Below are 22,933 nucleotides of genomic sequence, written 5' to 3' on the forward strand. Positions count from 1 at the left end.
GCCAGGTGATACCGCTGGTCGGCGTTGTTGGCCGCGTCGCCCAGCGCCTTCTCGACCGGGCTCGACCCCTTGGTCGGCGTGGTGAGTGAACTCATGACTTACGCTCCCAAAAGGCCGGACCGATGGCCTCGATGAAGTCGCCTCGCGCGATCAAGTATCCCTCTTCGTCCACCGTGATCGGTAGCTGGGCCAGCGGACGGGTCGCCGGGCCGAAGATCGGCTTGGCGTAGTGGAGGGCGTCGAACTGCGACTGGTGGCACGGGCACAGGATGCGGTTGGTCCGCTGCTCGTACAGGGAGGTCGGGCAGCCGACGTGGCTGCAGATCTTCGTGTACGCGTAGAGGTCGCCGAAGTTGAAGTCCTCCTGGCCGGCCCGCTTGACCACCTTGGCGGCGTCGGTCGGGCGCAGGCGGATCAGCATGACGGGGTTGTCGACGCGGGTCAGCGCCGCGGCCAGCAGCTCCGGCTTGCCCTTCTCGGAGTCGCGGTACGGGAAGACCGTCTCCATGGCGCCGGCGTCGAGGTCCTCGGCCTTGACCAGGCTGACCTCTTCGCCCTCCTCCAGCGGCTTGCCGGTGTTGCGGCGCAGGTAGACCTTCTCGCCCGGGAAGTTCGGCTGCCAGCCGGTGTGCCAGAGCGACTGCCGGTTCTCGGTGTCCTTCCAGGGGTTCTTGATGAAGGACGCCAGCGGCAGCGCCGCGGCCGCGAGGCCCAGCGCGCCGGCCCCGGCGATCGCCGAGCGCTTGATCAGCGACCGGCGGGCGATGGTGCTGCGGTTCCCGGCGTCGGCCAGGTGCGCGAGGATCGTCGCGCGGTCGACCTCGGCCGACCCCTCGCCCTGGTTGTCGCTGCGCTGCTGCACCGCGACCTCGGCGGGCACGAACTTCTTCGTGTACAGGATCACGCCGATGCCCAGGCCGAGGATGGCCAGGCCGAGCGTGATACCGAGCATCGGGGTGTACAGGCTGTACCAGAAGTGGCCGCTCTCGTTGTCCGGCGCCTCGTACTGCCACGGCCACCAGATGAGCGAGACGACGAACCCGATCCCGGCCAGGGCGGACAGCCCGAACCAGAACGCGACCAGGCGCTCGGCCCGCTTCTCCGCGCGGGTGCCCTCCACGGGCCACGGCGTCGGGTACTCGACGATCTCGACCCCGTCGAGCTCGCCGCCCAGCTTGACCAGCTGGTCCCGGTCCATCTCAGCCAGCTCCGCCTCCGTCGGCGGCTTCGGCCCCTCGGCACTCATGCCTTCGATCCAATCCACAACGTCACGCCGATCAGCGCGGCGATCCCGACGATAAAGGCGATCACGCCCTCCGAAGCGGGGCCGACCCCGCCGAGGCCGTTCCCACCCGGGTCATTGTTGCCGTCCGACACCGACTTCACGTAGGCGACGATGTCCTTCTTCTCCTCCGGCGACAGCTGCCGGTCGGAGAACTTCGGCATGTTCTGCGGCCCGGTGAGCATGGCCGTGTAGATCTGCTCTTCGCTGGCCGGGTCCAGGTTCGGCGCGTACTTGCCGGCGGACAGCGCGCCGCCACGGCCGGTGAAGTTGTGGCACGAAGCGCAGTTGAGGCGGAACAGCTCGCCACCGCGGGCCGGGTCGGAGCCGCGCAGGGCCTCGCCCTTCTCCGCGGGACGCTGGACGCCGCCGCCGTGCGCCTGGATGTAGGCGCCGACCGCGTCGATCTCGGCCTCGGTCAGCTTCGGCGGCTTGCGCTCGGCCTGCGCCTCCTGGCGCGCGACCGGCATGCGGCCCGAAGAGGTCTGGAAGTACACCGCGGCGTCGCCGATGCCGATCAGGCTCGGCCCACGGTCCTGCACGCCCTCGAGGTTCGCGCCGTGGCACGCGATGCAGGTGTTGTTGTAGACCTGCTCGCCGAGGCGCAGCTGCGCCGGCGTGCCCTGGGCCTGCGCGGTCTGCGGCTCCGGGGCGAACACGGCGTACAGGGCGCCGGCGCCCACCAGCGCGATACCGAGCGCGAGCAGGCCGGCGAACCGCCTCCGCAGCTTCGACCGCGCGCGGTAGCGGCGCTCCGAGGACTTGGTGCTGGTGGTCATCTTGCGGCAACCCTTGCTGTCAGTTCAGGCCGATGGTGAAGGTGGTGGCGGCTGGGTGGACCTACGGAAGGAGGTAGATCACACCGAAGAGGCCGACCCACACGATGTCGACGAAGTGCCAGTAGTAGGACACGACGATCGCCGACGTGGCCTGGGCGGGCGTGAACTTGCTCAGTTTCGTGCGGATGAGCAGGTACACGAAGGCGATGAGCCCGCCGATGACGTGCAGGCCGTGGAACCCGGTGGCGAGGTAGAAGACCGTGCCGAACGGGCCGGACGGGATCGTCATCCCCTCTTCGACCAGGTTGTGGTACTCGTTGGCCTGGCCGCCGACGAAGATGGCGCCCATGATCAACGTGATGATGTACCAGCGGCGCAGGCCGTAGACGTCGCCGCGTTCGGCGGCGAACACGCCGAACTGGCAGGTCAGCGAGGACAGCACGAGGATCACCGTGAACGGGATCGCGTACGCCACGTTGAGGTGGAACTCCTCGCCGTGCAGCGGCGGCGGCCACTGGCCGGACGAGTTCTGCGCCTTGACGGTGAAGAACATCGCGAACAGTCCGGCGAAGAACATCAGCTCGCTGGAAAGCCACACGATGGTGCCGACACTGACCATGTTCGGCCGGTTCAGCGAGTGGACCCGCTGACTGATGGTGGGAGCTGCCGTTGTCACGCGTCGCATTATGTCCTCTCGCACCACCGCTCCGCCGGGTGGGTCCACGGCGAGCCGTCTGCGTAACCGATCACACCGGATGCCCGGGAAGGTGAGAGCTACTCATGGGTTTACTCGACCGGCTGCGTGACCTGGTCAAAAAGCGGGAAAGCGCTGGTCTGACTCCCGATACGCCCGGCTTGGAGATCGTCGCCGAAGCCTTCGACCCGGTGGTCGCGGACTCGGCCGTCCTCGCCGGTTCACCCGCCTGGGTCAGCACGGCACCGGCCGTCCTGCGGCACCACCTGCTCCTGCCGCCGGACCGCGTCGCCGAAGCGGCGTCGATCCTCGCCCAGGACGGCTACGAGCTGCGGGAACAGTCCCCTTCGGAGGGCCTGACGCGGGCGCTCGCGGTCCGCGTCCAGGTGCTCGACGCGCTGCACTGCGCCCAGGAACGGTCCCGGATGGCCGGTCTCGCGCAACGATTGGGCGGCGACGCGCTGGGCTGGGACGCGCTCCAGCCGGAGGCGCCCGCGTGATGTCGGTCTCGGCCGATACGATCCAGGCAGACGTGCGGTCACGAGTATGGAGGCGTGCCTGATGGGCGAGCGGTCGATGCGGGTCCTGGTGTTCAGCCACAAGGCGGAGGTGCGCGAAGCGATCGTGAACGCGGTCGGCCGGCGGCCCGCCGCCGACCTGGCGCGCGTGGACTACGTCGAGGCGGCCGGCATCGCGGACGTGCTGTCCGAGGTGGACGCGGGCACCGTCGACCTGGCGATCCTCGACGGCGAAGCGCAGCCGACCGGCGGCATCGGCGTCTGCCGCCAGCTGAAGAGCGAAATCACCGAGTGCCCCCCGATCGTGGTCGCCGTGCGGCGCAAGGACGACCGGTGGCTGGCGACGTGGTCGCAGGCGGACGCCGTGCTGGTGCACCCGCTGGACCCGCTGACCGCCGCGGAGACCGTCGCCGACGTGCTGCGACGGGTCCCCGTCGTGAACGGCTGAGCCCGTGACCACCCCGGTCCCCCGCACCTGGCCGCCGCTGCTCAAGCAGCTCGTCGCGCGCGTCGACCTGTCCGAGGAGGACACGGCGTGGGCGATGGACCAGATCATGAGCGGCGCGGCGAGCCCGGCCCGGATCGCCGGGTTCGCGGTGGCGCTGCGCGCGAAGGGCGAGACGCCGTCGGAGATCGCCGGGATGGCGGCCACGATGCTGGCGCACGCCAAGCGCGTCGAGCTGGACCGCCCGGCCGTCGACATCGTCGGCACCGGCGGTGACGGTTCGAACTCGGTCAACATCTCGACGATGGCGACGATCGTCACGGCGGCGGCGGGCGCGCCGGTCGCCAAGCACGGCAACCGCAGCGCGTCGTCCAAGTCGGGCGCGGCGGACGTCCTGGAAGCGCTCGGGGTGACGATCTCGCTGCCGCCGGAAGACGTCCAGCGCAGCCTCACCGAGGTCGGCGTGGGGTTCTTCCTGGCGTCGGCGTTCCACCCGGCGCTGCGGCACGCGGGCCCGGTCCGCGGCGAGCTCGGCATCCCGACCACGTTCAACCTGCTGGGGCCGCTGACGAACCCGGCCCAGCCGGGCAGCGCGCTGATCGGCTGCGCGTACGAGGACAAGACACACGTGCTGGCGGAGGTGTTCGCCCGCCGCGGCACCCGCGCGCTGATCGTCCGCGGCGACGACGGCCTGGACGAAATCACCACGACGACCACCTCGTCGGTGTGGGTGGTGTCGGACGGGACCGTGACGAAGACGACGTTCGACCCGGCGTCGGTGGGCGTGCCCCGCGCGACGGCGGACGACCTGCGCGGCGGAGACGCGGCGTCGAACGCGGCGGTGGTCCGCGAGCTGGTGGGCGGCAAGCCGGGCCCGGTGCGGGACGCGGTCCTGATCAACGCGGCCGCGGCGCTGGCGGCGTTCACCGGGTTCTCGGGGTCCCTCGAGGACGACCTGCGCGGCGGGCTGGCGCGGGCGGCCGAGGCGATCGATTCCGGGGCCGCGGCGGCACTGCTGGACCGCTGGATCGCGTTCGCCTGACCTTTACCCGCGGAAGGCCGCGCGGTACGAGGTCGGGCTCGTGCCCCGCAGCCGGCTGAACTGGTGCCGCAGCGCGGCCGCCGACGCGTAGCCGCACGCCGTCGCGATGTCCTCCACCGACAGCCGGCCCTCCTCCAGCAGCGCCTGCGCCCGGTCCAGCCGGCGCTCGGTCAGCCAGCGGTGCGGGGTCGTGCCCGTCGCCGCCGAGAAGCGGCGCAGGAACGTCCGCTCCCCCAGCCCGCTGCGCCGCGCCAGCTCGGCCACCGTGAACGGCCGGTCCAGCCGCCGCTCCACCCACTCCAGGGCCTCCGCGACCACCGAGTCGTCCGGGACCGACGGGACCGGCGCCTGGACGAACTGCGCCTGTCCCCCGGCCCGGAACGGCGCCGCCACCATCCGGCGCGCCAGCGTCGTCGCCGCCGTGACGCCGCGGAGCCGGCGCACCAGGTGGAGGCACAGGTCGACCGCCGCCACCGTGCCCGCGCTGGTCAGGATCCCGCCGTCGTCCTCGTACAGCGCCTGCGGGTCCACCACGGCCGCCGGGAAGCGGGCGCGGAACTCCGCCTCGTAGACCCAGTGGACCGTGCAGCGGCGGCCGTCCAGCAGGCCCGCGTAGCCCAGCGTGAACACCCCCGCGCAGAACCCCGCCACCCACGCGCCCCGCGCCGCCGCGTCGCGCAGGACGTCCAGCACCGGCGCCGGCGGCGGCGCCGTCCGAGGAGCGCAGGTCGGCACGATCAGCAGGTCCGCCGAGGCCGCGAAGTCCAGGTCACGCAGACCGGACAGGCCGAAGCCCGACCAGCTGGCCACCGGGGAACCCGCCGGTGAGCAGACCCCGAACTCCCAGCCCTCGATGCCGTCGGCGGTGCGGTCGGTGCCGAAGACCTCGCACGCGACGCCCAGCTCGAACGGGGAAACGTGGTCGGCGAGCACCACCGCGACCCGGTTGACGTCCATGACGGCAAGCATGTCACAAGTTTTGCGGCCGTTGTCATCTCTGACACTGGTTGATCGACGCCGTCCGGACGAACCTGGACGCCATGACGAACTCCGAAACCCGCCCGCTGCTCCAGTGGTCCGCGGCGATGGCGATGTCCGGCACGATCGGCGCCGTCGTCCTCGAGAGCGGCGCGGCCGCCCCCGCTGTCGCCTTCGCCCGCTGCTTCGTCGGCGGGGCGCTCCTGGTGATCTGGTGCTTCGCCCGCGGCTGGCTGCCCGCCTGGCGGCCCTCGCGGCGTGACCTCGGCCTGGCCGTCCTCGGCGGACTGTTCCTGGTCGGCAACTGGGTGCTGCTGTTCGCGTCCTACGCGCTGTCGTCGATCTCGGTCAGCACGGTCGTCTACCACACGCAGCCGCTGATCCTGGTCGGTCTGGCGGCGGCGTTCCTGGGCGAAAAGGTGGCCAAGAGCCACCTGGTCCGGGCCGCGATCGCGTTCGGTGGCGTGGCGCTGATCTCGCTGTCCGCGCACGGTGAGGACGGCAAGCCCGTGCAGCTCGCCGGGATCGGGCTGGCGCTCGGCGCGGCCCTGCTCTACGCCGGCGCGTCCTTCGTGGCGAAGCAGCTGAAGCACATCCGCCCGCACCTGCTGGCGGCCGTCCAGACGACGGTGGGCGCGCTCGTCCTGGCGCCGGTGCTGCTGATCACGCCGCTGCCGGCGTCACCGCGGGGACTGCTGTGGCTGGTGCTGCTCGGCACCGTCCACACGGCACTGATGTACGTGCTGATGTACGCGAGCATCGGCAAGCTGCCGACCACGACGGTGGCGCTGCTGTCCTACCTGTACCCGGTGGTCGCGGTGCTGGTGGACGTCGCCTTCTACGGCCACCGCCCGACCTGGCCGGAGGCGCTGGGGATGCTCGCGGTACTGGCCGCGGCCCTGAGTCCTCAGCGCCGCGGCCAGTCGGAAAAAGCGCAGGTCAGTCGTGCGACGGACCCGTGTGGTACTCGAACACCAGCCCGCCGATCGTGATCAGCAGCGCGACCAGCGCGATGACGAGCAGCCAGATGTGGAAGAACGCCAGGCCCAGTGCGGCGAGGGCGGCGGTGGCGGCCATCCCGACCGGCCAGTAGCTGCCCGGGCTGAAGAAGCCCAGCTCGCCGGCGCCGTCGCTGATCTCGGCGTCCTCGCGGTCCTCCGGGCGCGGTTCGATGCGGCGGGCGACGAACTGCATGTAGCTGCCCGCGAGGAACGCGAGGCCACCGGTGAGGAACAGCGCGACGATGCCGACCGGCTCGGCCCCGTGGGTCGCGGCCAGCGCGGTCCACACCCAGTACACGGCCGCCATGAACACGGCGAAGATCGCCACGATGAAGAAGATGCGGGCTTCGACCTTCATGGGTCTTTCCTACTCCCTGTGTGACGACGGCGTCAGTTGGACGCGGTCCGCGCCGTGCGGTCGGTGTTGAACGGCTGGGTGGTCACCGCGTGCGGGGTGCACAGCTCGCCGCAGTTCATCTTCGCAAGCGCTTCCGACGCGGTGAACGTCTGGCCGGTGGCCGGGTTCACCTGCTTGCGCAGCGCGATGTACTGGTCGTACTTGTCCGCCGACAGCGCACGGACCTCGAAGTTCATCACCGAGTGGTAGGTGCCGCACAGCTCCGCGCACCGGCCGACGAAGGAGCCTTCGCGGTCGATCGTGTTCTGGAAGGAGCTGTCCTGGTTGTTCTTGTCCGGGTTCGGCATGACGTCCCGCTTGAAGTGGAACTCCGGGACCCAGAAGGAGTGGATGACGTCGGTGGAGATCAGGTCGTACTGGATGACCTTGCCGACCGGGAGGACCAGCAGCGGGATCTCGCCGGACGAGCCGACCGTGCTGACCTGGCCGCTGCCGTCGGGCTTCGCCGCGTTGGCGTCCTCGTACTTGAACTCCCAGTTCCACTGGAAGGCCACGACCTGGACCTTGACGTCCGGGTTCGGCACCTTGTCCAGGACCTTCGACTCCGTCGTCGCGGTGAAGAAGAACAGGACGCAGACCATGATCGTCGGGACGACGACCGTGAACAGTTCTAGGGGGATGTTGTACTGGAACTGCCGGGGCAGCTCCTCCGGCTCGCCGTCGGCCGTCTTCTTCTTGCGGTGGAACGCCGCGGTCCAGAAGATCAGGGCCCACACGATGGCGCCGACGACCAGCGCGGCCACCACGGTCCAGGTCCACAGCGTGCGCATCTCGTTCGCCTGCCGCGTGACGCCGACCGGCCAGCCGAACCGCAGGATCTCGTCGCCGGAGCAGCCCGTCGCGGTCAGCGCGACCAGCACGGCCAGCGCGGCGACGCGCACGGTCCGCTTCCCCAGGGTGCGCTTGGGTTGTCCCACTGCGCCTCGCCCTTTCACCCAGAGCCTCCTACGACCGATCTTTGTGACAGGCGGAGCCTAGCCGAGTTGGCCCGTCCCGCTGACTAAGGGGTAACCGTCGACGCGCGTGTTACTCGCCACGGCCTGCCCGGCATACTGGGCACTTCCCCAGCCCGGTGAGAACTCCGAAGGTGTGTGAGTACCCGTGTGCGGCCTGCTTGGACTGATCTGCGCGACCGAGACCGGCGCGGCGAACGCGCGTGACGCCGTCGGCGCGGCCATGCGCTGCCAGCGCCACCGCGGCCCCGACGAGCAGGACACCTGGGCCGACGCCGAGGTCGTCTACGGCTTCAACCGGCTCGCCTTCATCGACGTCGAGCACGCCCACCAGCCGCTGGTCTGGGGCCCGCCGGAGGCGCCGGGCCGCTACACCATGAACTTCAACGGCGAGATCTACAACTACCTGGAGCTGCGGGCCGAGCTGGCCGAGCAGCACGGGGCGAAGTTCGAGACCGAGGGTGACGGCGAGGCCATCGTCGCCGGGTTCCACTACCTCGGCGCGGACTGGGTGAAGCGCCTGCGCGGCATGTTCGCGTTCATGATCTGGGACTCGCAGGAGAAGAAGGTCTTCGGCGCGCGCGACCCGTTCGGGATCAAGCCGCTGTTCTACTCGGCCGGCCCCGGCGGGGTGGCGTTCTCCAGCGAGAAGAAGAGCCTGCTGGAGCTGTCGGACACCCTCGGCGTCGCGCAGGAGCTGGACCGCAAGGCGCTGCAGCACTACCTGGTCCTGCAGTACGTGCCCGAGCCCGAGTCGCTGCACACCGCGATCCGCCGCGTCGAGTCCGGGACGTCGTTCGAGGTGGCTCCCGGCGGTGAGGTGAAGTTCACCCGCTACTTCCACCCGCAGTTCACCGCGAAGCCGGTGACCACGCAGGCCGAGGCCGAGGAGCTGCACCAGCGCATCGCCGATGTGATGCGCGACTCGGTCGGCAAGCACATGATCTCCGACCCCGACGTCACCGTCGGCGCCTTCCTCTCGGGCGGCATCGACTCCACGGCCACCGCCACGCTGGCCAAGGAGCACAACCCGAACCTGATCGCGTTCACCACCGGGTTCGAGCGCGAGGGCTACTCCGAGGTCGACGTCGCCGCCGAGTCGGCCGCCGCGATCGGCGTGAAGCACGTGGTCCGCACGGTGTCGGCGGACGAGATGATGGAGGTCCTCCCCCTCATCGTCTGGTACCTCGACGACCCGGTGGCCGACCCGGCGCTGGTCCCGCTGTGGTTCATCGCCCGCGAGGCCCGCAAGCACGTCAAGGCGGTGCTGTCCGGCGAGGGCGCGGACGAGCTGTTCGGCGGCTACACGATCTACAACGAGCCGATCTCGCTGGCGCCGTTCGAGAAGATCCCGGGCGGCATGCGCAAGCTCATCGGCAAGGTCTCGACGAAGATCCCCGAGGGCACCCGCGGCAAGGACCTGCTGCGCCGCGGCGCGCTGCCGCTGGAGGACCGCTACTACGGCAACGCCCGCAACTTCCGCGACGACCAGCTGCGCAACGTGCTTCGTTCGTACCAGGAGGGCGTGGGCTTCAAGGACGTCACGGCGCCTTGGTACGACGTCTCGCGCGGCTGGGACCCGGTGGCCCGCATGCAGCACGTCGACCTCTACACCTGGCTGCGCGGCGACATCCTGGTCAAGGCCGACAAGGTCACCATGGCGAACTCGCTGGAGCTGCGGGTGCCATTCCTCGACGCCGAGGTGTTCAAGGTCGCGGCGTCGATCCCGCTGGACCAGAAGCTCGCCCACGGCACCACGAAGTACGCGCTGCGCCAGGCCCTGGCGAAGATCATCCCGGCGCACGTGCTGAACCGGCGCAAGCTCGGCTTCCCGGTCCCGATCCGCCTGTGGCTGCGCAACGAGATGTACGACTGGGCCCGCGGGATCATCAACGACTCGAAGACCGACGAGCTGCTGGACAAGAAGGCGATCCTGGCGCTGCTGGAGGAGCACAAGGCGGGCCAGCTGGACCGCAGCCGCCAGCTGTGGGCGCTGATCGTGTTCATGCTGTGGCACGGCATCTTCGTCGAGCACCGCATCAAGCCCGAGGTCCCGGAGCCGGTGTACCCGGTCAAGCTCTGACGTTCCCGTGAGAAGGCCCCGCACCGGCTCGGTGCGGGGCCTCTCGCGTTCCGGGACTCAGGCGGGCAGGACCGCGGAGATCTCCTCGGCCGCGTCGGGGCCGAAGGCCTCGCCGATGCGGGCCAGGGCGTCCGCGCGGTCGAACGTCCACTCCTGCGTGCCGACCGTCTCCAGGACCAGCACCGCGATCAGCGAGCCCAGCTGGGCCGCGCGCTCGACGTTCAGGCCGCCGTCGAGGCCGGCCAGGAAGCCCGCGCGGAAGCCGTCGCCGACACCCGTCGGGTCGGCCTTCGCGCGCTCGGGGACCGCGCCGATCTGCAGGGCCACGCCGTCCTTGCCGACGATCTCGACGCCCTTCTCGCCCAGCGTCGTGATCCGGAGGCCGACCTGGTCGAGGACGTCGGCCTCGGTCCAGCCGGTCTTCTGGAGCAGCAGCTCCCACTCGTAGTCGTTGCTGAACAGGTACTTCGCGCCGGCGACGAACGCGCGCGCCTGCTCGCCGGTCATCCGGGCCAGCTGCTGCGACGGGTCGACGGCGAACGCGTACCCGCGCTGACGGCACTCCTCGGCGTGGCGGACCATGCCCTCGGGGTCGTCCGGGCTGATCAGCACCAGGCCGATCTCGCCGGCGCGCTCGGCGATCGGCTGCAGCTCGATGTTGCGGGACTCGGCCATCGCGCCGGCGTAGAACGTCGCGATCTGGCAGAGGTCCTCGTCGGTCGTGCAGACGAACCGCGCGGTGTGCGCGACCTCCGACACGTGCACGCCGGACGTGTCGACGCCGTGCCGTTCCAGCCAGGAGCGGTAGTCCGCGAAGTCGGCGCCGACGGCGCCCACGAGCACCGGGCGCACGCCGAGCACCCCGAGGCCGAAGGCGATGTTCGCGCCGATGCCACCGCGCCGGACCACGAGGTCGTCGGCGAGGAAGCTCAGCGAAACCCGGTGCAGCTGCTCGGCGACCAGCTGCTCCGCGAACCTGCCCGGGAAATGCATGAGGTGGTCGGTTGCGATACTGCCGGACACCGCGATCCTGGCCCTGTCTGCCACCGGCTGCTCCTTTGTGCTCGACCTCACGGCAAAAGGCGCGAAGTTACCCCCGGGTCATGACCCAACCGGGTAGTTCGCGCGTGCCCAGCCGACACTACCGGCTGGTACTCCTTCTCCAGTCGAGAGCGGATCAATAGCGTTACGAATCGTGAACGCCGTCACCGAACCCGAGACCCTGTCCGAGCTGATCGCCGACTGCGCGCTCATCCCGGCAACACTGCAGGCCGAGCGCCTGCCGCTGCCCCGCGTCACGGCCGAGCCGTGGGAGGTCGACGAGGCGTGCCACGCCCAGGTGGCCGAGCTCGACGCGTACGTGTAGTCCGCAGAGACGAAGAAGGCCCCGCCCTCCCTCCTCGGGACGGCGGGGCCTTTTCGCGTACCGCTCAGTGGAACGAGTCGCCGCAGGCGCAGGAGCCGGTGGCGTTCGGGTTGTCGATCGTGAAGCCCTGCTTCTCGATCGTGTCGACGAAGTCGATGACAGCTTCCGACACGTACGGCGCGCTCATCCGGTCGACCGCGACCTTGAGGCCGTCGAAGTCGCGGAACAGGTCGCCGTCGAGCGTGCGCTCGTCGAAGAACAGCTGGTAGCGCAGGCCCGCGCAGCCACCGGGCTGGACGGCGATGCGCAGGTGCATGTCGTCGCGGCCCTCCTGCTCGAGCAGGGCCTTCGCCTTGGAAGCCGCGGCGTCGGTCAACGTGACGCCGTGGGTCTCCTCGGCGGTCTCGGCCTGCGTCGCGCCGGCGTGCTCAGCGGTCGTCATGGCACTCCCTCTAGGTTCGAACTCACTGCGGATACTCCTCGTGCTGACGTCTTCAACACCCGGAGCGCCCGTTCTGTTCCCCCACCATGGTCGCACATGGATCGACCTGGTGAACGGCCGCGTGACGCCTGCAATACCCTGGTGAGGTGAGGTTCCTGCGCCGAAGCACCACAGACACCGCCGCCGAAGAGCCGGAGACGACGGACGCCGTCGACGTCGGCGGCAAGGCGTTCACGCCCGGTAAGGGCAAGGCTACGCCGAAGCGGCGTGACGCGGAGGCGAAGAAGCGCGGCCCGGTCGCGCCACCGCCGACCACCATGCGCGAGGCGATGAAGCGCAACAAGGAACTGCGCAAGTCGAACCCGCAGACGAAGGAAGACCGCCGCGCGGCGGCCAAGCTCCGCCGCGACCGCATGATGGCGGGCGACGACAAGTACCTGCTCCCCCGCGACCGCGGGCCGGTGAAGGCGTACGTCCGCGACCTGGTCGACACGCGGCGCAACCTGCTGGGCCTGTTCATGCCGCTGGCGATCCTGGTGTTCCTGGCGCTGCTGGTGCCGTTGCCCCAGGTGCAGTCGTACATCACGCTGCTGTGCACGGCGCTGCTGCTGGTGATGGCGATCGAGGGTTTCGTGAACGGGCGCAAGATCGCGAAGCTGGCGCGGGAGAAGTTCCCGAAGGAAGCGGTGAGCGGCCGGTCGATCGGCTGGTACGCGTTCGTGCGGGCGTCCCAGATCCGGCGGCTGCGCGTCCCCAAGCCGCGGCTGAAGCCCGGGGACCCGATCCCCAACTGAGCGGTTTTCGAGAAGCCGGGTCGAGCGATGCTCGACCCGGCTTCTTGCTTGTCGGGGTCGGATACACAGCCCGCCGGCGACCTTCGGCGGCCCCGAGCGAGGCTGGAGTCACTCCAGGATCGTTAGCAAAGCAAACGATTACCGCCTAAGCTGCCACCCATGGAGTTTCGTCGTCTCGGCCGCAGCGGCCTCAACGTCAGTGAGATCTCGTACGGCAACTGGCTCACCCACGGTTCCCAAGTGGAGGAAGACCAGGCCCACGCCTGCATCAAGGCCGCGCTCGACGCCGGCATAACGACGTTCGACACCGCCGATGTTTACGCGAACACCGCGGCGGAATCGGTCCTGGGCCGCGGCCTGAAGGGCCAGCGGCGGGAAAGCCTCGAGATCTTCACCAAGGTCTTCTGGCCCACCGGCCCCAAGGGCCCCAACGACAAGGGCCTGTCCCGCAAGCACATCACGGAGTCGGCCAACGCGTCCCTCACCAGGCTCGGCACCGACTACGTCGACCTGTACCAGGCGCACCGCTTCGACCGGACCGTCCCGCTCGAAGAGACCATGCTCGCCTTCGCCGACCTCGTGCGCCAGGGCAAGGTGCTCTACGTCGGCGTCTCGGAGTGGACCGCCGAGCAGATCAGCCGCGGGGCCGCCCTCGCCCGCGAGCTGAAGATCCCCTTCGTCTCCAACCAGCCGCAGTACAACATGCTCTGGCGCGTCATCGAGGACCAGGTCATCCCCACCTCGGAGCGCGAAGGCCTCAGCCAGATCGTCTGGTCGCCGATCGCGCAGGGCGTCCTCACCGGCAAGTACAAGCCTGGCCAGGACTACCCCGCCGGCTCGCGGGCCACCGACGAAAAGGGCGGCGCCAACATGGTCGCCCGCTTCCTCGACGAGACCGTGCTCAAGCGCGTCGCCGAGCTGGAGCCGCTCGCGAAGCAGGCCGACCTCTCCCTCGCGCAGCTCGCCGTCGCGTGGGTGCTGCAGAACCCGAACGTCGCCTCGGCGATCATCGGGGCTTCGCGCCCGGAGCAGGTGCACGAGAACGTCAAGGCCGCCGGCAAGAAGCTCGACGCCGACCTGCTGAAGGCCATCGACGACGTCCTCGGCGACGTCGTCGAGCGCGACGCGAGCCTGACCAAGAGCCCCTAGTCCTGGTTGATCCGGCCCTGGAACGGCACGTCGAGCTCGAACGCGTCTTCCGGGGCCAGCCGGGGCTGCAGCCCGAACCCGCGCAGGAGGCGGCTGGCACCCGCCAGCCGGTCGCCTCCGCGCCCGAGCACCCGCTCCGGCGCGAAGCCGTGCGACACCAGCAGCGTCTCGACCTCGTCGATCAGCTTGTACGGGTCGTAATCACCCACGGACCCAGGTCTTCCCGGTGATCCGCTCGTAGACCTCCGTGTACCGCTGCCGCGTCTGCTCGACGATCTCCGGCGGGACCTCCGGGCCGGGCTCGGTCTTGTCCCAGCCGGTGGTCAGCGACCAGTCGCGGACGAACTGCTTGTCGAACGCGTGCTGCGGGCGGCCCGGCTCCCACTCGTCGGCCGGCCAGAACCGCGACGAGTCCGACGTCAGGACCTCGTCGCCGAGGGTCAGCGTGCCGTCGGCGTCGAACCCGAACTCCAGTTTCGTGTCCGCGATGATCACGCCCTGCTTCGCCGCGTGCTCGGCGCCCTTGGTGTAGATCTCCAGCGTCAGCTCGCGAAGCCGGTTCGCGGTGTCTTCGCCGATCTCGTTCAGCACCTCGTCGAAGGTCATGAACTCGTCGTGGCCGGTGTCGGAGATCTTCGTCGTCGGCGTGAAGATCGGCTCCGGCAGCTTGTCGCCCTCGACCAGGCCCGGCGGCAGCGCGACGCCGGAGATCTTGCCGTCGCGCTGGTACTCGCGCAGGCCCAGGCCGGCCAGGTAGCCGCGGGCGATGCACTCGACCTGCACCATCTTCAGCGGCTTGCAGCGCATCGCGCGGCCGGCGAACTCTTCCGGCACGTCGGTCGTCGACACCACGTGGTTCGGGACGACGCCGGCCATCCGCTCGAACCACCACGCCGACAGCTGGTTGAGCAGCGCACCCTTGTCCGGGATCGGCGTCGGCAGCGAGACGTCGTAGACCGAAACCCGGTCGGACGCGACGAGCAGGATGTCCCCGCCCTCGAGTTCGTACAGGTCACGGACCTTGCCCGCGTGGATGTGCTTCATTCGCCGTCCTCAGTCGTGTACTCGTAGAAAACCCAGTGGTCGGGCAGGGCGGCGGACTCACCGTACTCGACGACCGTCCCGTCGGCCGCCAGGAAGGTGCTCCGGCCGAGCAGCACCGGGGACCCGGCGGGCAGCCCCAGTTCGGCCGCCTCCTCCTCGCCCGCGCGGCCCGCCGCGTGCCGTTCCTGCGTCGTCGCGATCTTCGTGCCCAAGCGCGCGGCCGCGTGGGCCGACGTACCTTCGACGATCCGCTCGGGCACCAGCAGCGCCGGCGCCTTGGCCGACAGCGCGCCGTCGAACCACGAAGTCGACGTCGACAGCGGCCGCGAATCCGGCCCGTAGGTGGTACGACGCCGCCGGATCGCCGGAGCACCCTCCTCCAGGCCCAGCGCGGCGGCGGCGCGCTCGGACGCCGGTTCGAGGCCGGCCGAGCGGATCACCGCGAAGTGGCCGGGCGGGTAGATCCGGCCCGTGCGCGCCGAAGCGGCGGTGCGGTCGCGGGCCGTGCGGTGCAGGCCGCCGCGGTCGACGACCGTGCCGACGCCGCGCACCGGCCGCACGAGGCCCTGCGTGCGGAGGGTGGCGAGGACCTTGGTGGCCGTCGCCATGGCGACGGCCCACGTGCGCGCGATCTCGCGGGCGGACGGCACCGCGTCGCCCTCCTGCAGCCGGCCGGACAGGATGTCGTCACGGATCCGGCCCGCTATCTGCAGGTACGGCGGCTCAGGACGGTCGAGGGTGGGCAAGGCGGCTCCTCACAGGGATTACGCACAAGTGTTCTAGCACGCCGGGGTGTCTCCCACAAAGGCCAGTTCAGAACCACCCAGGTGTACTAGTACACGTGCTGGACTGCGCTCTAGTACGCAAGTTACCCTCGAAAGTGTGTCCCCGCCCACACCTCACACCGGCTCGAGCGGCCAGGGCCTCGAGGAACTCCTCGAGGAACTCCGGCGCCGCAAGTGGGTGCTGCACCTGTTCGGCGGCCGCGAGGCCCCGGAGATCTACGCGGCCGTGCACCGGTGGCCGACCTGCGCGGACGTCATCGTCCTGCGGGACGAGCACCGGGCGAGCGCCTACCGCGTGCCCCTGTTCCCGGGCACCGACGTGTTCAGCCCGAAGGTGGTCACGTGGCAGTACCACGCCACCCCGGTCTGGACGCTGCGGGCGGTGCTCACCCTCGCGGAGCCCGGCACCCCGGGCGCGCCGCTGCAGGCACTGCGGCCACAGCCGGAGTGCCACATCCCGCCGGAGCTGCGCCACGACGTGACGATCCGGCCCACGGGCACCGCGGAGCCGAGGGAAGGGGACGACGGCGGGCCACCCGCCTGCGCTTAGCGCGCCAGCAGGCGCTCCGCGACCACCAGGTCGTGGGGATAGGTGATCTTGAGGTTCTCGGGAGCACCCGGGACCCAGCGGATCGGCAGGGAGGAGAACCGCTCCATGCAGGACGAAGTGTCCGTACCCACGAAGCCCTCGCGCTCGGCCTGTTCGTAGGCCTCGAGCAGCGGTCCGGCCCGGAAGCCCTGAGGCGTCTGGACTCGGATCGCGCCGGGCACCTGGGCGACCAGGTGCCCGGCATCCACTCCGACGACGTCGTCGGCGGCCAGGCCCGGCACAGCCCCCCCGTCCTCGCGTGTCCGGGTCAGGACCGAGCCGATCAGCTCGGAGTGGACCAGCGGCCGGGCCGCGTCGTGCAGCAGCACGGCGTCGACCCGGCCGCCTGTAATTCTCGGGGCGAGGTGGCGCAGCGCGTTGAGCTCGGAGGCCTGGCGGGTGTCCCCGCCGTGCACGATCTCGACGTCGTCGCCGGCCACCTCGTCGGCGAGTTCGCGATCCTGCGGCCGGATCACCAGCACGAGCACGCCGATCCCCGGAACGCGCTTGAAGGCCTCGAGCGACCAGGCCACGACCCGGCGGCCGGCCACGGGCAGGTAGACCTTGTTCAGCTTCGCGCCGACGCGGGTGCCCGCGCCGCTGGCCAGCACCACCGCGGCCGCCGTCGTCTCCACGAGCCGCGAGACTACCGGCCGCGCGAGGACGAGGCCGCGGCCGCGCGCCTCCCCGCGGCCGCGGCCTTGCCGCCGCCACGCGCCTCCTCCGCCACCACGCATCTCCCGCGACCGCACCGATGTCCGAGGCGACCGGCCGCCGCCGGAGGCCGGCGCGCTGCCGGTAGGTTGGCCACAGCGTTGTCATGAGCGCTGCCGTGGACGAGAAAGGGCCTGGTGTGGAGCCGGACAGCATCGAGTTCCCCGAGATCACCCCGCCCGACGACCACGCCCGGTCCGACGCGATCGCCCTGCACGACAAGCTGGTCAAGCCGGCCGGGTCGCTCGGGCGGCTCGAAGAGCTGGGCGTCTGGATCGCCGCCTGCCAGGGCCAGTCGCCGCCGCGGCCGTTCACCCGGCCGCGCGTCATCGTCTTCGCCGGCGACCACGGCGTCGCCGCGAAGGGTGTTTCCGCCTATCCCGCCGAGGTCACCGGGCAGCTGCTCGGCACGATGCTCACCGGCGGCGCCGCGATCAACGTCCTGGCCGCCGCCGCGGGCGCGAGCGTCCGCGTGGTCGACATGGCCGTGGACACCGAAGCGCCCGCCACCCGCTCGATCGGCGAGTTCAAGGTCCGCCGCGGCTCCGGCTCCATCGACGTCGAGGACGCCCTGAGCGCCGACGAGGCCAAGAAGGCGGTCCGCGCCGGGATCGCGATCGCCGACGCGGAGGTCGACGGCGGCGCCGACCTGCTCATCCCCGGCGACCTCGGGATCGGCAACAGCACCCCGGCGTCGGTGCTGGTGGCCGCGCTGACCGGCAGCGAGCCGGTCGCGGTCGTCGGCCGCGGCTCCGGCATCGACGACGACGCCTGGATGCGCAAGGCCGCCGCGGTGCGCGACGCGCTGCGCCGGGCCCGCGCGGTCCTGGCCGACCCCATCGCCCTGCTGCGCACGACGGCGGGCGCGGACATCGCGGCGATGGCCGGGTTCCTGGCGCAGGCCGCGGCCCGCCGGACGCCGGTGGTGCTCGACGGGCTCGTCGCGTGCGCCGCGGCGCTCGTCGCCGAAGACCTCGCGCCGGGCGCGCGCCGCTGGTGGGTCGCCGGGCAGCGGACCGCCGAGCCCGCGCACGCCCTGGCGCTGGAGCACCTGGACCTGGGCCCGCTGCTCGAACTGGACGTCCGCCTCGGCGAAGGCACCGGCGCGGTCACCGCCCTGCCGCTGCTGTCGATGGCCGCCCGCGTCCTCGCCGAAACCGCGACGCACGAGCAGGCCGGCGTCTCCGGCCCGGTCATCCCCGCCACCGCCACCTGAGCCGACGAAAACGGCCCCCGTGGCAACCGCGGGGGCCGTTCCTCGTCAGGACACTCAGCCGAGCGGGACCATCCAGTGGTCGACGTCGGGGTGGGTGCCTTCCTGGATGCCGGTCAGCTCTTCGCGCAGCTTCATCGTGAGCGCGCCCGGCCGGCCGTCCGCGATCGTGAACTCGCCGTTGGCGTGCTTCACGTGCCCGACCGGCGTGATCACCGCCGCCGTGCCGCACGCGAACGTCTCGGTCAGCTCGCCCGAGGCCGCCGCCTTCTCCCACTCCTCGGTGGAGATCCGGCGCTCCTCGACCTTGTACCCGAGCCGCGAAGCCAGCTGCAGCAACGACTTGCGCGTCACGCCCGGCAGCAGCGAGCCGGTCAGCTCGGGCGTGACCACCCGGGCGTTCTCGCCGGAGCCGAAGACGAAGAACAGGTTCATCCCGCCCATCTCCTCGACCCAGCGCCGCTCGACCGCGTCGAGCCAGACCACCTGGTCGCAACCCTTTTCGACGGCCTGCGCCTGCGCCACGAACGACGCCGCGTAGTTGCCCGCGCACTTCGCCGCGCCGGTGCCGCCGGGCGCCGCGCGCACGTACTCCGTCGACAGCCAGACGCTCACCGGCTTCACGCCACCGGCGAAGTACGACCCCGCCGGGGACGCGATGACGGTGTACACGTAGTCGGCGGCCGGGCTGTTGACGCCGAGCCCGGTGGACGTCGAGATCATGAACGGCCGCAGGTAGAGGGAATCACCCTGGCGGGTGGGCACCCACCGGCCGTCGACGGCGATGAGCTCCCGCAGCGACTCGACGAAGACGTCCTCCGGCAGCTGCGGCATGGCGAGGCGCTCGGCCGACTGCCGGAACCGCGCGGCGTTGGCGTCCGGGCGGAACGACGCGATCGTGCCGTCCGGCTGGCGGTAGGCCTTGAGACCCTCGAAGATGGCCTGGCCGTAGTGCAGCACCGACGTCGCCGGGTCGAGGGTGAACGGGGCGTAGGGGCCCACCTGGGCGTCGTGCCAGCCTTCGGCCTTCGACCACTTGACGGTCACCATGTGATCGGTGAAGTACACCCCGAAACCGGGCTTCTCGAGTACCTCCGCGACACGGTCCGCGCTCGCAGGACTCGGGTGCGGGACATGGGCGAACTGCGTCGTGGTCGTCATGGTTAGACGATACCGCTTGGTCGGAGGCGCGTTAGTCGGAAGTCCCACTGTTCCGGGTCTCCCGCGCCCCCGCCCCGGAGACTCTAGGATGACGGCGTGAGCTACTCCACGCAGCCGGTGCCCCGGCCCAAGACCGGCGGGGCCGACGTCAAGACGTTCGTCACCGCGGTGCTGCTGACGTTCGGCGTCGGCCTGCTCGGCATGGTCGGCTGGGCCGTGCTCAGCAGCGGCTTCGGCGGCTTCCTCGGCCTCGTCGCGGGGGTCTTCGGCATCGTCTGGTGGCGCAGCATCCACGGCAAGACGGTGTTCCCGAAGGTGATCCCGACGAAGTCGGTCGTCATCCTCGCGGTCGTCAACGCGGCGCTGGCGCTGATCCTCATCCTGACCGCGGGCTGAGCTCCGCCGGCAGCTCCGGCGCCGGCCAGCCGGTGTCCGGGCGGAAGTCGGTGTCCGTGCCGTCGAACGGGTAGGCGCCGCGCTCGGCCAGCGCGCCGATCCGCTCGCCCTCCGCGCGCAGCCGGTCGAACTGCTCGAGCGTCAGGCGGCCGACTTCCAGGGCGGCCTCGGCCTCGTCCTCGTCGTCCCAGCGCCAGCTTCCGTCGCGCTCGACCACGACGTCGAGCACACCGTCGATCCGGTCGACCGCGCCCGGCGTGCGGCCCAGCGGGATCTCCAGGTTGACGTACCAGTTCTTGAACCGGCCTTCGAGGTCGAAGAACCACCAGACCGACGACCACTCGTCCTCGGGGATCCGGCGCAGCGTCGAGGCGCCGTGCCAGAAGTCCGGAACCGGCACGCGCGGGATGCGGAACCGCTGGTCCAGCGGGGCGTCCCGCATCAGGCGGCCGTCGGCGAGCCTGCTGCCGACGATCGGCGTGCCCGCCGGGAGCCACGCCAGCAGGACGCGGCCGTCGTCTTCGAGGACGCGCAGCGGGTGGACCTGGCCGATCGAGCCGTCGGGGCGGTGGAACCGTTCGACCACGGTCTCCCCCGGCCGCCAGCGTCGATCACTCACGTGACCCACTGTACCTGCGCGCGCGTACGCCCAGTAGCAGCTCGATCACGGTCGCGAGCCCGGCGACGACGAGCACGGGCAGCGCCGGCAGGAAGTACGCGGCCACGGCGGCGACGGCGACCCCCGCCGACCCGCGCACCTCGGCCCGCTCGCGGACCTCGGCGCCGGCGCCGAGCGCGGGCACCACCGTCGCGACCACCGCGACGACCGTCAGGAGCGGCTGCAGGGAATCCGCGTCGGCGGCGGAAAGCAGGTCGCGCACCGACGTCAGCGACAGCCCGAGCCGGACCGCGCCGAGCTGGTAGAGCGCCGCGAAGGCGGCCAGCACCGCGACGGCGCCGAGCAGCAGCACGCGCCACCCGGCGTACTCCCGGCCGCCGGGGCGCAGGAAGGGCAGGAACACCACCGCGGCGACGAGCACGCCCGCGAAGTCCGGCGGCTGGAGGCCGCCGCCCGCGGTCGCCACCGGTGCCACGGCCACGCACAGCGCGACCAGCAGGAGCCCGGCGGCGAGCAGCAGCCCGCCCGCGATCCGTACGACGAAGGTCGGGATCTTCAGCCCGGCCACCCCCGCGCCGGCGACCACCACGGCGAACGCCGCGGCCGCGAGTTCGCGGTGCGAGGGGAAGACGTAGGCGCCGAACGCGATCGCGTAGACCGCCACCTCGGCCAGCCGGGCCACGGCCACGACGACCCGGTCGACCAGGGCATCCCCCGGTTCCGGGACCCCGGCCGTCACGCCCGCGGCGATGCCCGCCAGCACCAGCCCGGCCAGCAGCCACCAGCCCGCGCCCGCCGCTCCGGCCGCCAGCGCCACCAGCAGCCCACCGCCCAGCCGCACGCGGCCCCTCCTCGCCCTCTGTTCACCCCTGCTTCCGCCGTCATTAGCATGGCTCACGATCCCGACCGGGCCGGCGCCCGGTACCACCGCGAACGCGCGAGGAGCCAGAAGTGACCGTGCCTAAGCTCGCCCTGTCCGACAACACCGGGGAGGCACTGGCCAAGACGCGCGCCGACGTGGTCGTCATCGGCACCCTGGCCGGCGAGGACGGCCCGCTTCTCGCCGACGGCGCGGCCGCCGTCGACGCCGCCTTCGACGGCCGCCTGGCCGGTCTGCTCGCCACCCTCGGCGCGAGCGGCAAGGCCGAAGAGGTCGTCAAGATCCCGACGCTGGGCAAGCTGCCCGCGGGCGTCGTGCTCGCGGTCGGCCTCGGCAAGGCCGGCGACGGCGTCACCCCCGAGCAGGTCCGCCGCGCCGCGGGCGCCGCCGGCCGCGCGCTGGCCGGCACCGACCGCGCGTTCGTGACGCTGTCCGAGCTCGACCTGCAGGCCGCCGTCGAGGGCACGGTCATGGGCTCCTACGTCTTCACCGCCTACCGCTCCGAGAAGGGTGACGCCCCGGTCGCGAAGGTCGACTTCGCGAGCCCGTCCGGCGGCACCGCCCGCGAGCACAAGGCGACGCTGAAGGCGGCCGGCTCCATCGCCGAAGCCGTCCTCACCGCGCGCGACCTCATCAACACCCCGCCCAACGACCTCTACCCGGCCTCCTTCGCCGAGCGCGCGAAGAAGCTGGCCGAGGACAACGGCCTCGAGTTCGAGGTCCTCGACGAGAAGGCGTTGAAGCGCAAGGGCTTCGGCGGCATCCTCGGCGTCGGCGGCGGCTCGTCCCGCCAGCCGCGCCTGGTGCGCATCGGCTACAAGCCGGCCAAGGCCGCCAAGAAGGTCGCCCTGGTCGGCAAGGGCATCACGTTCGACTCGGGCGGCATCTCGCTCAAGCCCGCCGCGAACATGGACCACATGACCTCGGACATGTCCGGCGCGGCCGGCGTCCTCGCGTCCGTGGTGCTGGCCGCGAAGCTCAAGTACCCGCTGGAAGTCGTCGCGCACATCCCGCTGGCGGAGAACCTGCCGTCCGGGACGTCGTACCGCCCGGGCGACGTGCTGACCATGTACGGCGGCAAGACCGTCGAGGTCCTCAACACCGACGCCGAGGGCCGGCTGGTCCTGGTCGACGCGATGGTCCGCGCGGCCGAGGAGAACCCGGACTACCTGATCGAGACCTCCACGCTGACCGGCGCCCAGGTCGTCGCGCTCGGCAACCGCACCGCGGGCGTCATGGGCTCGGACGACTTCCGCGACCGCGTCGCCGCGATCATGCAGGCCACCGGCGAGAACGGCTGGGCCATGCCGCTGCCGGAGGAACTGCGCGCCGACCTCGACTCGCGCCTGGCCGACCTGGCCAACGTCACCGGGCACCGCTGGGGCGGCATGCTGGCGGCCGGGATCTTCCTGCGCGAGTTCGTCGCCGACGGCCTCGACTGGGTCCACATCGACATCGCGGGCCCGTCGTTCAACACCGGTTCGCCGTGGGGCTACACCGGCAAGGGCGGCACGGGCGTCCCGGTCCGGACGATCGCCGCGGTGCTGGCGGACATCGCCGCCAACGGCTGACCTTGCCACCACCGGTC

At 71.2% G+C, this 22,933-nt stretch carries 27 protein-coding genes; 12 read left to right on the forward strand and 15 right to left on the reverse strand.

Annotation, left to right across the window (positions count from 1 at the left end):
- Positions 1–91 precede the first annotated feature (91 nt).
- The 3 genes from qcrA to ctaE form a co-directional block, all read right to left on the reverse strand.
- Entirely contained in the window at positions 92–1,246 is a 1,155-nt protein-coding gene (qcrA, locus tag ACWEVP_RS48915) for a cytochrome bc1 complex Rieske iron-sulfur subunit (RefSeq protein WP_452069462.1), read from the reverse strand.
- Complete coding sequence (qcrC, locus tag ACWEVP_RS48920; protein ID WP_452069463.1) at positions 1,243–2,061, reverse strand: cytochrome bc1 complex diheme cytochrome c subunit; 819 nt, start codon at positions 2,059–2,061, stop codon at positions 1,243–1,245. Before qcrC ends, qcrA begins: the two co-directional genes overlap by 4 nt.
- A gap of 61 nt (positions 2,062–2,122) precedes the next feature.
- Positions 2,123–2,746, reverse strand: coding sequence for an aa3-type cytochrome oxidase subunit III (gene ctaE / locus ACWEVP_RS48925; RefSeq protein ID WP_086681061.1), 624 nt, complete (start codon positions 2,744–2,746; stop codon positions 2,123–2,125).
- Positions 2,747–2,841: 95 nt separating this feature from the next.
- Here ctaE and ACWEVP_RS48930 point away from each other — a divergent pair, with 95 nt between their 5' ends.
- The 3 genes from ACWEVP_RS48930 to trpD all read left to right on the forward strand — a co-directional run bounded on the left by ACWEVP_RS48930 (position 2,842) and on the right by trpD (position 4,760).
- A complete protein-coding gene (locus ACWEVP_RS48930) occupies positions 2,842–3,255 on the forward strand; it encodes a hypothetical protein (RefSeq protein WP_452069464.1) in 414 nt (137 codons plus the stop codon).
- Positions 3,256–3,316: 61 nt separating this feature from the next.
- On the forward strand, positions 3,317–3,721 hold the full coding sequence (locus ACWEVP_RS48935; protein ID WP_452069465.1) for a hypothetical protein: 405 nt from the start codon (positions 3,317–3,319) through the stop codon (positions 3,719–3,721).
- Positions 3,722–3,725: 4 nt separating this feature from the next.
- Entirely contained in the window at positions 3,726–4,760 is a 1,035-nt protein-coding gene (gene trpD, locus ACWEVP_RS48940; RefSeq protein ID WP_452069466.1) for an anthranilate phosphoribosyltransferase, read from the forward strand.
- Positions 4,761–4,763: 3 nt separating this feature from the next.
- On the opposite strand, the gene ACWEVP_RS48945 is transcribed toward trpD, so the two are convergent.
- Entirely contained in the window at positions 4,764–5,717 is a 954-nt protein-coding gene (locus tag ACWEVP_RS48945) for a GlxA family transcriptional regulator (protein ID WP_452069506.1), read from the reverse strand.
- Positions 5,718–5,800: 83 nt separating this feature from the next.
- Here ACWEVP_RS48945 and ACWEVP_RS48950 point away from each other — a divergent pair, with 83 nt between their 5' ends.
- The gene (locus ACWEVP_RS48950; RefSeq protein ID WP_452069467.1) at positions 5,801–6,730 is read left to right on the forward strand and encodes a DMT family transporter; all 930 of its coding nucleotides are present in this window, start codon (positions 5,801–5,803) and stop codon (positions 6,728–6,730) included.
- Here ACWEVP_RS48950 and ACWEVP_RS48955 read toward each other — a convergent pair.
- Together ACWEVP_RS48955 and ctaC are read right to left on the reverse strand one after the other, a co-directional pair.
- Positions 6,678–7,097, reverse strand: a complete 420-nt coding sequence (locus ACWEVP_RS48955; RefSeq protein ID WP_372668948.1) for a cytochrome c oxidase subunit 4 — start codon at positions 7,095–7,097, stop codon at positions 6,678–6,680. The two genes, ACWEVP_RS48950 and ACWEVP_RS48955, sit on opposite strands and share 53 nt — an antisense overlap.
- Before the next feature lie 32 nt (positions 7,098–7,129).
- Positions 7,130–8,074 carry an aa3-type cytochrome oxidase subunit II gene (gene ctaC, locus ACWEVP_RS48960; protein ID WP_452069468.1) on the reverse strand — a complete coding sequence of 315 codons (945 nt, stop codon included), beginning with the start codon at positions 8,072–8,074 and terminating at the stop codon, positions 7,130–7,132.
- Positions 8,075–8,258: 184 nt separating this feature from the next.
- On the opposite strand from ctaC, the gene asnB reads away from it, so the two are divergent.
- Positions 8,259–10,193, forward strand: a complete 1,935-nt coding sequence (gene asnB, locus ACWEVP_RS48965) for an asparagine synthase (glutamine-hydrolyzing) (RefSeq protein ID WP_452069469.1) — start codon at positions 8,259–8,261, stop codon at positions 10,191–10,193.
- Between the two features lie 57 nt (positions 10,194–10,250).
- On the opposite strand, the gene ACWEVP_RS48970 is transcribed toward asnB, so the two are convergent.
- A complete protein-coding gene (locus ACWEVP_RS48970; protein WP_452069470.1) occupies positions 10,251–11,240 on the reverse strand; it encodes a carbohydrate kinase family protein in 990 nt (329 codons plus the stop codon).
- A 148-nt stretch (positions 11,241–11,388) separates the two neighbouring features.
- Here ACWEVP_RS48970 and ACWEVP_RS48975 point away from each other — a divergent pair, with 148 nt between their 5' ends.
- Complete coding sequence (locus ACWEVP_RS48975; RefSeq protein ID WP_452069471.1) at positions 11,389–11,559, forward strand: hypothetical protein; 171 nt, start codon at positions 11,389–11,391, stop codon at positions 11,557–11,559.
- A 64-nt stretch (positions 11,560–11,623) separates the two neighbouring features.
- On the opposite strand, the gene ACWEVP_RS48980 is transcribed toward ACWEVP_RS48975, so the two are convergent.
- Positions 11,624–12,001 (reverse strand): HesB/IscA family protein, encoded by a 378-nt coding sequence (locus ACWEVP_RS48980; RefSeq protein WP_004562664.1) that lies wholly within the window; start codon positions 11,999–12,001, stop codon positions 11,624–11,626.
- A gap of 146 nt (positions 12,002–12,147) precedes the next feature.
- Here ACWEVP_RS48980 and ACWEVP_RS48985 point away from each other — a divergent pair, with 146 nt between their 5' ends.
- Together ACWEVP_RS48985 and ACWEVP_RS48990 are read left to right on the forward strand one after the other, a co-directional pair.
- Positions 12,148–12,795 (forward strand): DUF3043 domain-containing protein, encoded by a 648-nt coding sequence (locus tag ACWEVP_RS48985; RefSeq protein WP_452069472.1) that lies wholly within the window; start codon positions 12,148–12,150, stop codon positions 12,793–12,795.
- Between the two features lie 159 nt (positions 12,796–12,954).
- Positions 12,955–13,944 (forward strand): aldo/keto reductase family protein, encoded by a 990-nt coding sequence (locus ACWEVP_RS48990; RefSeq protein ID WP_452069473.1) that lies wholly within the window; start codon positions 12,955–12,957, stop codon positions 13,942–13,944.
- On the opposite strand, the gene ACWEVP_RS48995 is transcribed toward ACWEVP_RS48990, so the two are convergent.
- Genes ACWEVP_RS48995 through ACWEVP_RS49005 form a run of 3 tightly spaced genes read right to left on the reverse strand, consistent with a single transcriptional unit; the run spans position 13,941 to position 15,734 of the window.
- Positions 13,941–14,153: a hypothetical protein gene (locus tag ACWEVP_RS48995; RefSeq protein WP_452069474.1), complete on the reverse strand. Its 213-nt coding sequence runs from the start codon at positions 14,151–14,153 to the stop codon at positions 13,941–13,943. The two genes, ACWEVP_RS48990 and ACWEVP_RS48995, sit on opposite strands and share 4 nt — an antisense overlap.
- Complete coding sequence (locus ACWEVP_RS49000) at positions 14,146–14,988, reverse strand: phosphoribosylaminoimidazolesuccinocarboxamide synthase (protein ID WP_452069475.1); 843 nt, start codon at positions 14,986–14,988, stop codon at positions 14,146–14,148. The genes ACWEVP_RS48995 and ACWEVP_RS49000 overlap by 8 nt, the downstream gene beginning before the upstream one ends.
- Positions 14,985–15,734, reverse strand: a complete 750-nt coding sequence (locus ACWEVP_RS49005) for a GntR family transcriptional regulator (RefSeq protein WP_452069476.1) — start codon at positions 15,732–15,734, stop codon at positions 14,985–14,987. The genes ACWEVP_RS49000 and ACWEVP_RS49005 overlap by 4 nt, the downstream gene beginning before the upstream one ends.
- A gap of 136 nt (positions 15,735–15,870) precedes the next feature.
- On the opposite strand from ACWEVP_RS49005, the gene ACWEVP_RS49010 reads away from it, so the two are divergent.
- Positions 15,871–16,323, forward strand: coding sequence for a hypothetical protein (locus ACWEVP_RS49010; protein WP_452069477.1), 453 nt, complete (start codon positions 15,871–15,873; stop codon positions 16,321–16,323).
- Here the strand turns inward: ACWEVP_RS49010 and ACWEVP_RS49015 are convergent.
- Entirely contained in the window at positions 16,320–16,997 is a 678-nt protein-coding gene (locus ACWEVP_RS49015; RefSeq protein ID WP_452069478.1) for an IspD/TarI family cytidylyltransferase, read from the reverse strand. The genes ACWEVP_RS49010 and ACWEVP_RS49015 overlap by 4 nt on opposite strands.
- A gap of 185 nt (positions 16,998–17,182) precedes the next feature.
- On the opposite strand from ACWEVP_RS49015, the gene cobT reads away from it, so the two are divergent.
- Positions 17,183–18,292 (forward strand): nicotinate-nucleotide--dimethylbenzimidazole phosphoribosyltransferase, encoded by a 1,110-nt coding sequence (gene cobT, locus ACWEVP_RS49020; protein WP_452069479.1) that lies wholly within the window; start codon positions 17,183–17,185, stop codon positions 18,290–18,292.
- A gap of 54 nt (positions 18,293–18,346) precedes the next feature.
- Here the strand turns inward: cobT and ACWEVP_RS49025 are convergent, their stop codons facing one another.
- Positions 18,347–19,450, reverse strand: a complete 1,104-nt coding sequence (locus ACWEVP_RS49025) for a branched-chain amino acid aminotransferase (protein WP_452069480.1) — start codon at positions 19,448–19,450, stop codon at positions 18,347–18,349.
- A 96-nt stretch (positions 19,451–19,546) separates the two neighbouring features.
- Between ACWEVP_RS49025 and ACWEVP_RS49030 the strand changes: the two genes are divergently transcribed.
- Positions 19,547–19,846 (forward strand): hypothetical protein, encoded by a 300-nt coding sequence (locus ACWEVP_RS49030; RefSeq protein WP_452069481.1) that lies wholly within the window; start codon positions 19,547–19,549, stop codon positions 19,844–19,846.
- On the opposite strand, the gene ACWEVP_RS49035 is transcribed toward ACWEVP_RS49030, so the two are convergent.
- Positions 19,827–20,465 carry a DUF402 domain-containing protein gene (locus ACWEVP_RS49035; protein WP_452069482.1) on the reverse strand — a complete coding sequence of 213 codons (639 nt, stop codon included), beginning with the start codon at positions 20,463–20,465 and terminating at the stop codon, positions 19,827–19,829. The two genes, ACWEVP_RS49030 and ACWEVP_RS49035, sit on opposite strands and share 20 nt — an antisense overlap.
- Positions 20,458–21,306 carry a hypothetical protein gene (locus tag ACWEVP_RS49040; RefSeq protein ID WP_452069483.1) on the reverse strand — a complete coding sequence of 283 codons (849 nt, stop codon included), beginning with the start codon at positions 21,304–21,306 and terminating at the stop codon, positions 20,458–20,460. Before ACWEVP_RS49040 ends, ACWEVP_RS49035 begins: the two co-directional genes overlap by 8 nt.
- Positions 21,307–21,416: 110 nt before the next feature.
- Here ACWEVP_RS49040 and ACWEVP_RS49045 point away from each other — a divergent pair, with 110 nt between their 5' ends.
- A complete protein-coding gene (locus tag ACWEVP_RS49045; RefSeq protein WP_452069484.1) occupies positions 21,417–22,916 on the forward strand; it encodes a leucyl aminopeptidase in 1,500 nt (499 codons plus the stop codon).
- Positions 22,917–22,933 lie beyond the last annotated feature (17 nt).

This window comes from Amycolatopsis sp. NPDC003865 (assembly GCF_053605345.1).

Bases quoted from the DNA above. Each gene is read 5' to 3' on its own strand.
- qcrA (WP_452069462.1), bottom strand. From the start codon at position 1,246: ATGAGTGCCGAGGGGCCGAAGCCGCCGACGGAGGCGGAGCTGGCTGAG.
- qcrC (WP_452069463.1), bottom strand. From the start codon at position 2,061: ATGACCACCAGCACCAAGTCCTCGGAGCGCCGCTACCGCGCGCGGTCG.
- ctaE (WP_086681061.1), bottom strand. From the start codon at position 2,746: ATGCGACGCGTGACAACGGCAGCTCCCACCATCAGTCAGCGGGTCCAC.
- ACWEVP_RS48930 (WP_452069464.1), top strand. From the start codon at position 2,842: ATGGGTTTACTCGACCGGCTGCGTGACCTGGTCAAAAAGCGGGAAAGC.
- ACWEVP_RS48935 (WP_452069465.1), top strand. From the start codon at position 3,317: ATGGGCGAGCGGTCGATGCGGGTCCTGGTGTTCAGCCACAAGGCGGAG.
- ACWEVP_RS48945 (WP_452069506.1), bottom strand. From the start codon at position 5,717: ATGGACGTCAACCGGGTCGCGGTGGTGCTCGCCGACCACGTTTCCCCG.
- ACWEVP_RS48950 (WP_452069467.1), top strand. From the start codon at position 5,801: ATGACGAACTCCGAAACCCGCCCGCTGCTCCAGTGGTCCGCGGCGATG.
- ACWEVP_RS48955 (WP_372668948.1), bottom strand. From the start codon at position 7,097: ATGAAGGTCGAAGCCCGCATCTTCTTCATCGTGGCGATCTTCGCCGTG.
- ACWEVP_RS48980 (WP_004562664.1), bottom strand. From the start codon at position 12,001: ATGACGACCGCTGAGCACGCCGGCGCGACGCAGGCCGAGACCGCCGAG.
- ACWEVP_RS48990 (WP_452069473.1), top strand. From the start codon at position 12,955: ATGGAGTTTCGTCGTCTCGGCCGCAGCGGCCTCAACGTCAGTGAGATC.
- ACWEVP_RS49000 (WP_452069475.1), bottom strand. From the start codon at position 14,988: ATGAAGCACATCCACGCGGGCAAGGTCCGTGACCTGTACGAACTCGAG.
- cobT (WP_452069479.1), top strand. From the start codon at position 17,183: ATGAGCGCTGCCGTGGACGAGAAAGGGCCTGGTGTGGAGCCGGACAGC.
- ACWEVP_RS49025 (WP_452069480.1), bottom strand. From the start codon at position 19,450: ATGACGACCACGACGCAGTTCGCCCATGTCCCGCACCCGAGTCCTGCG.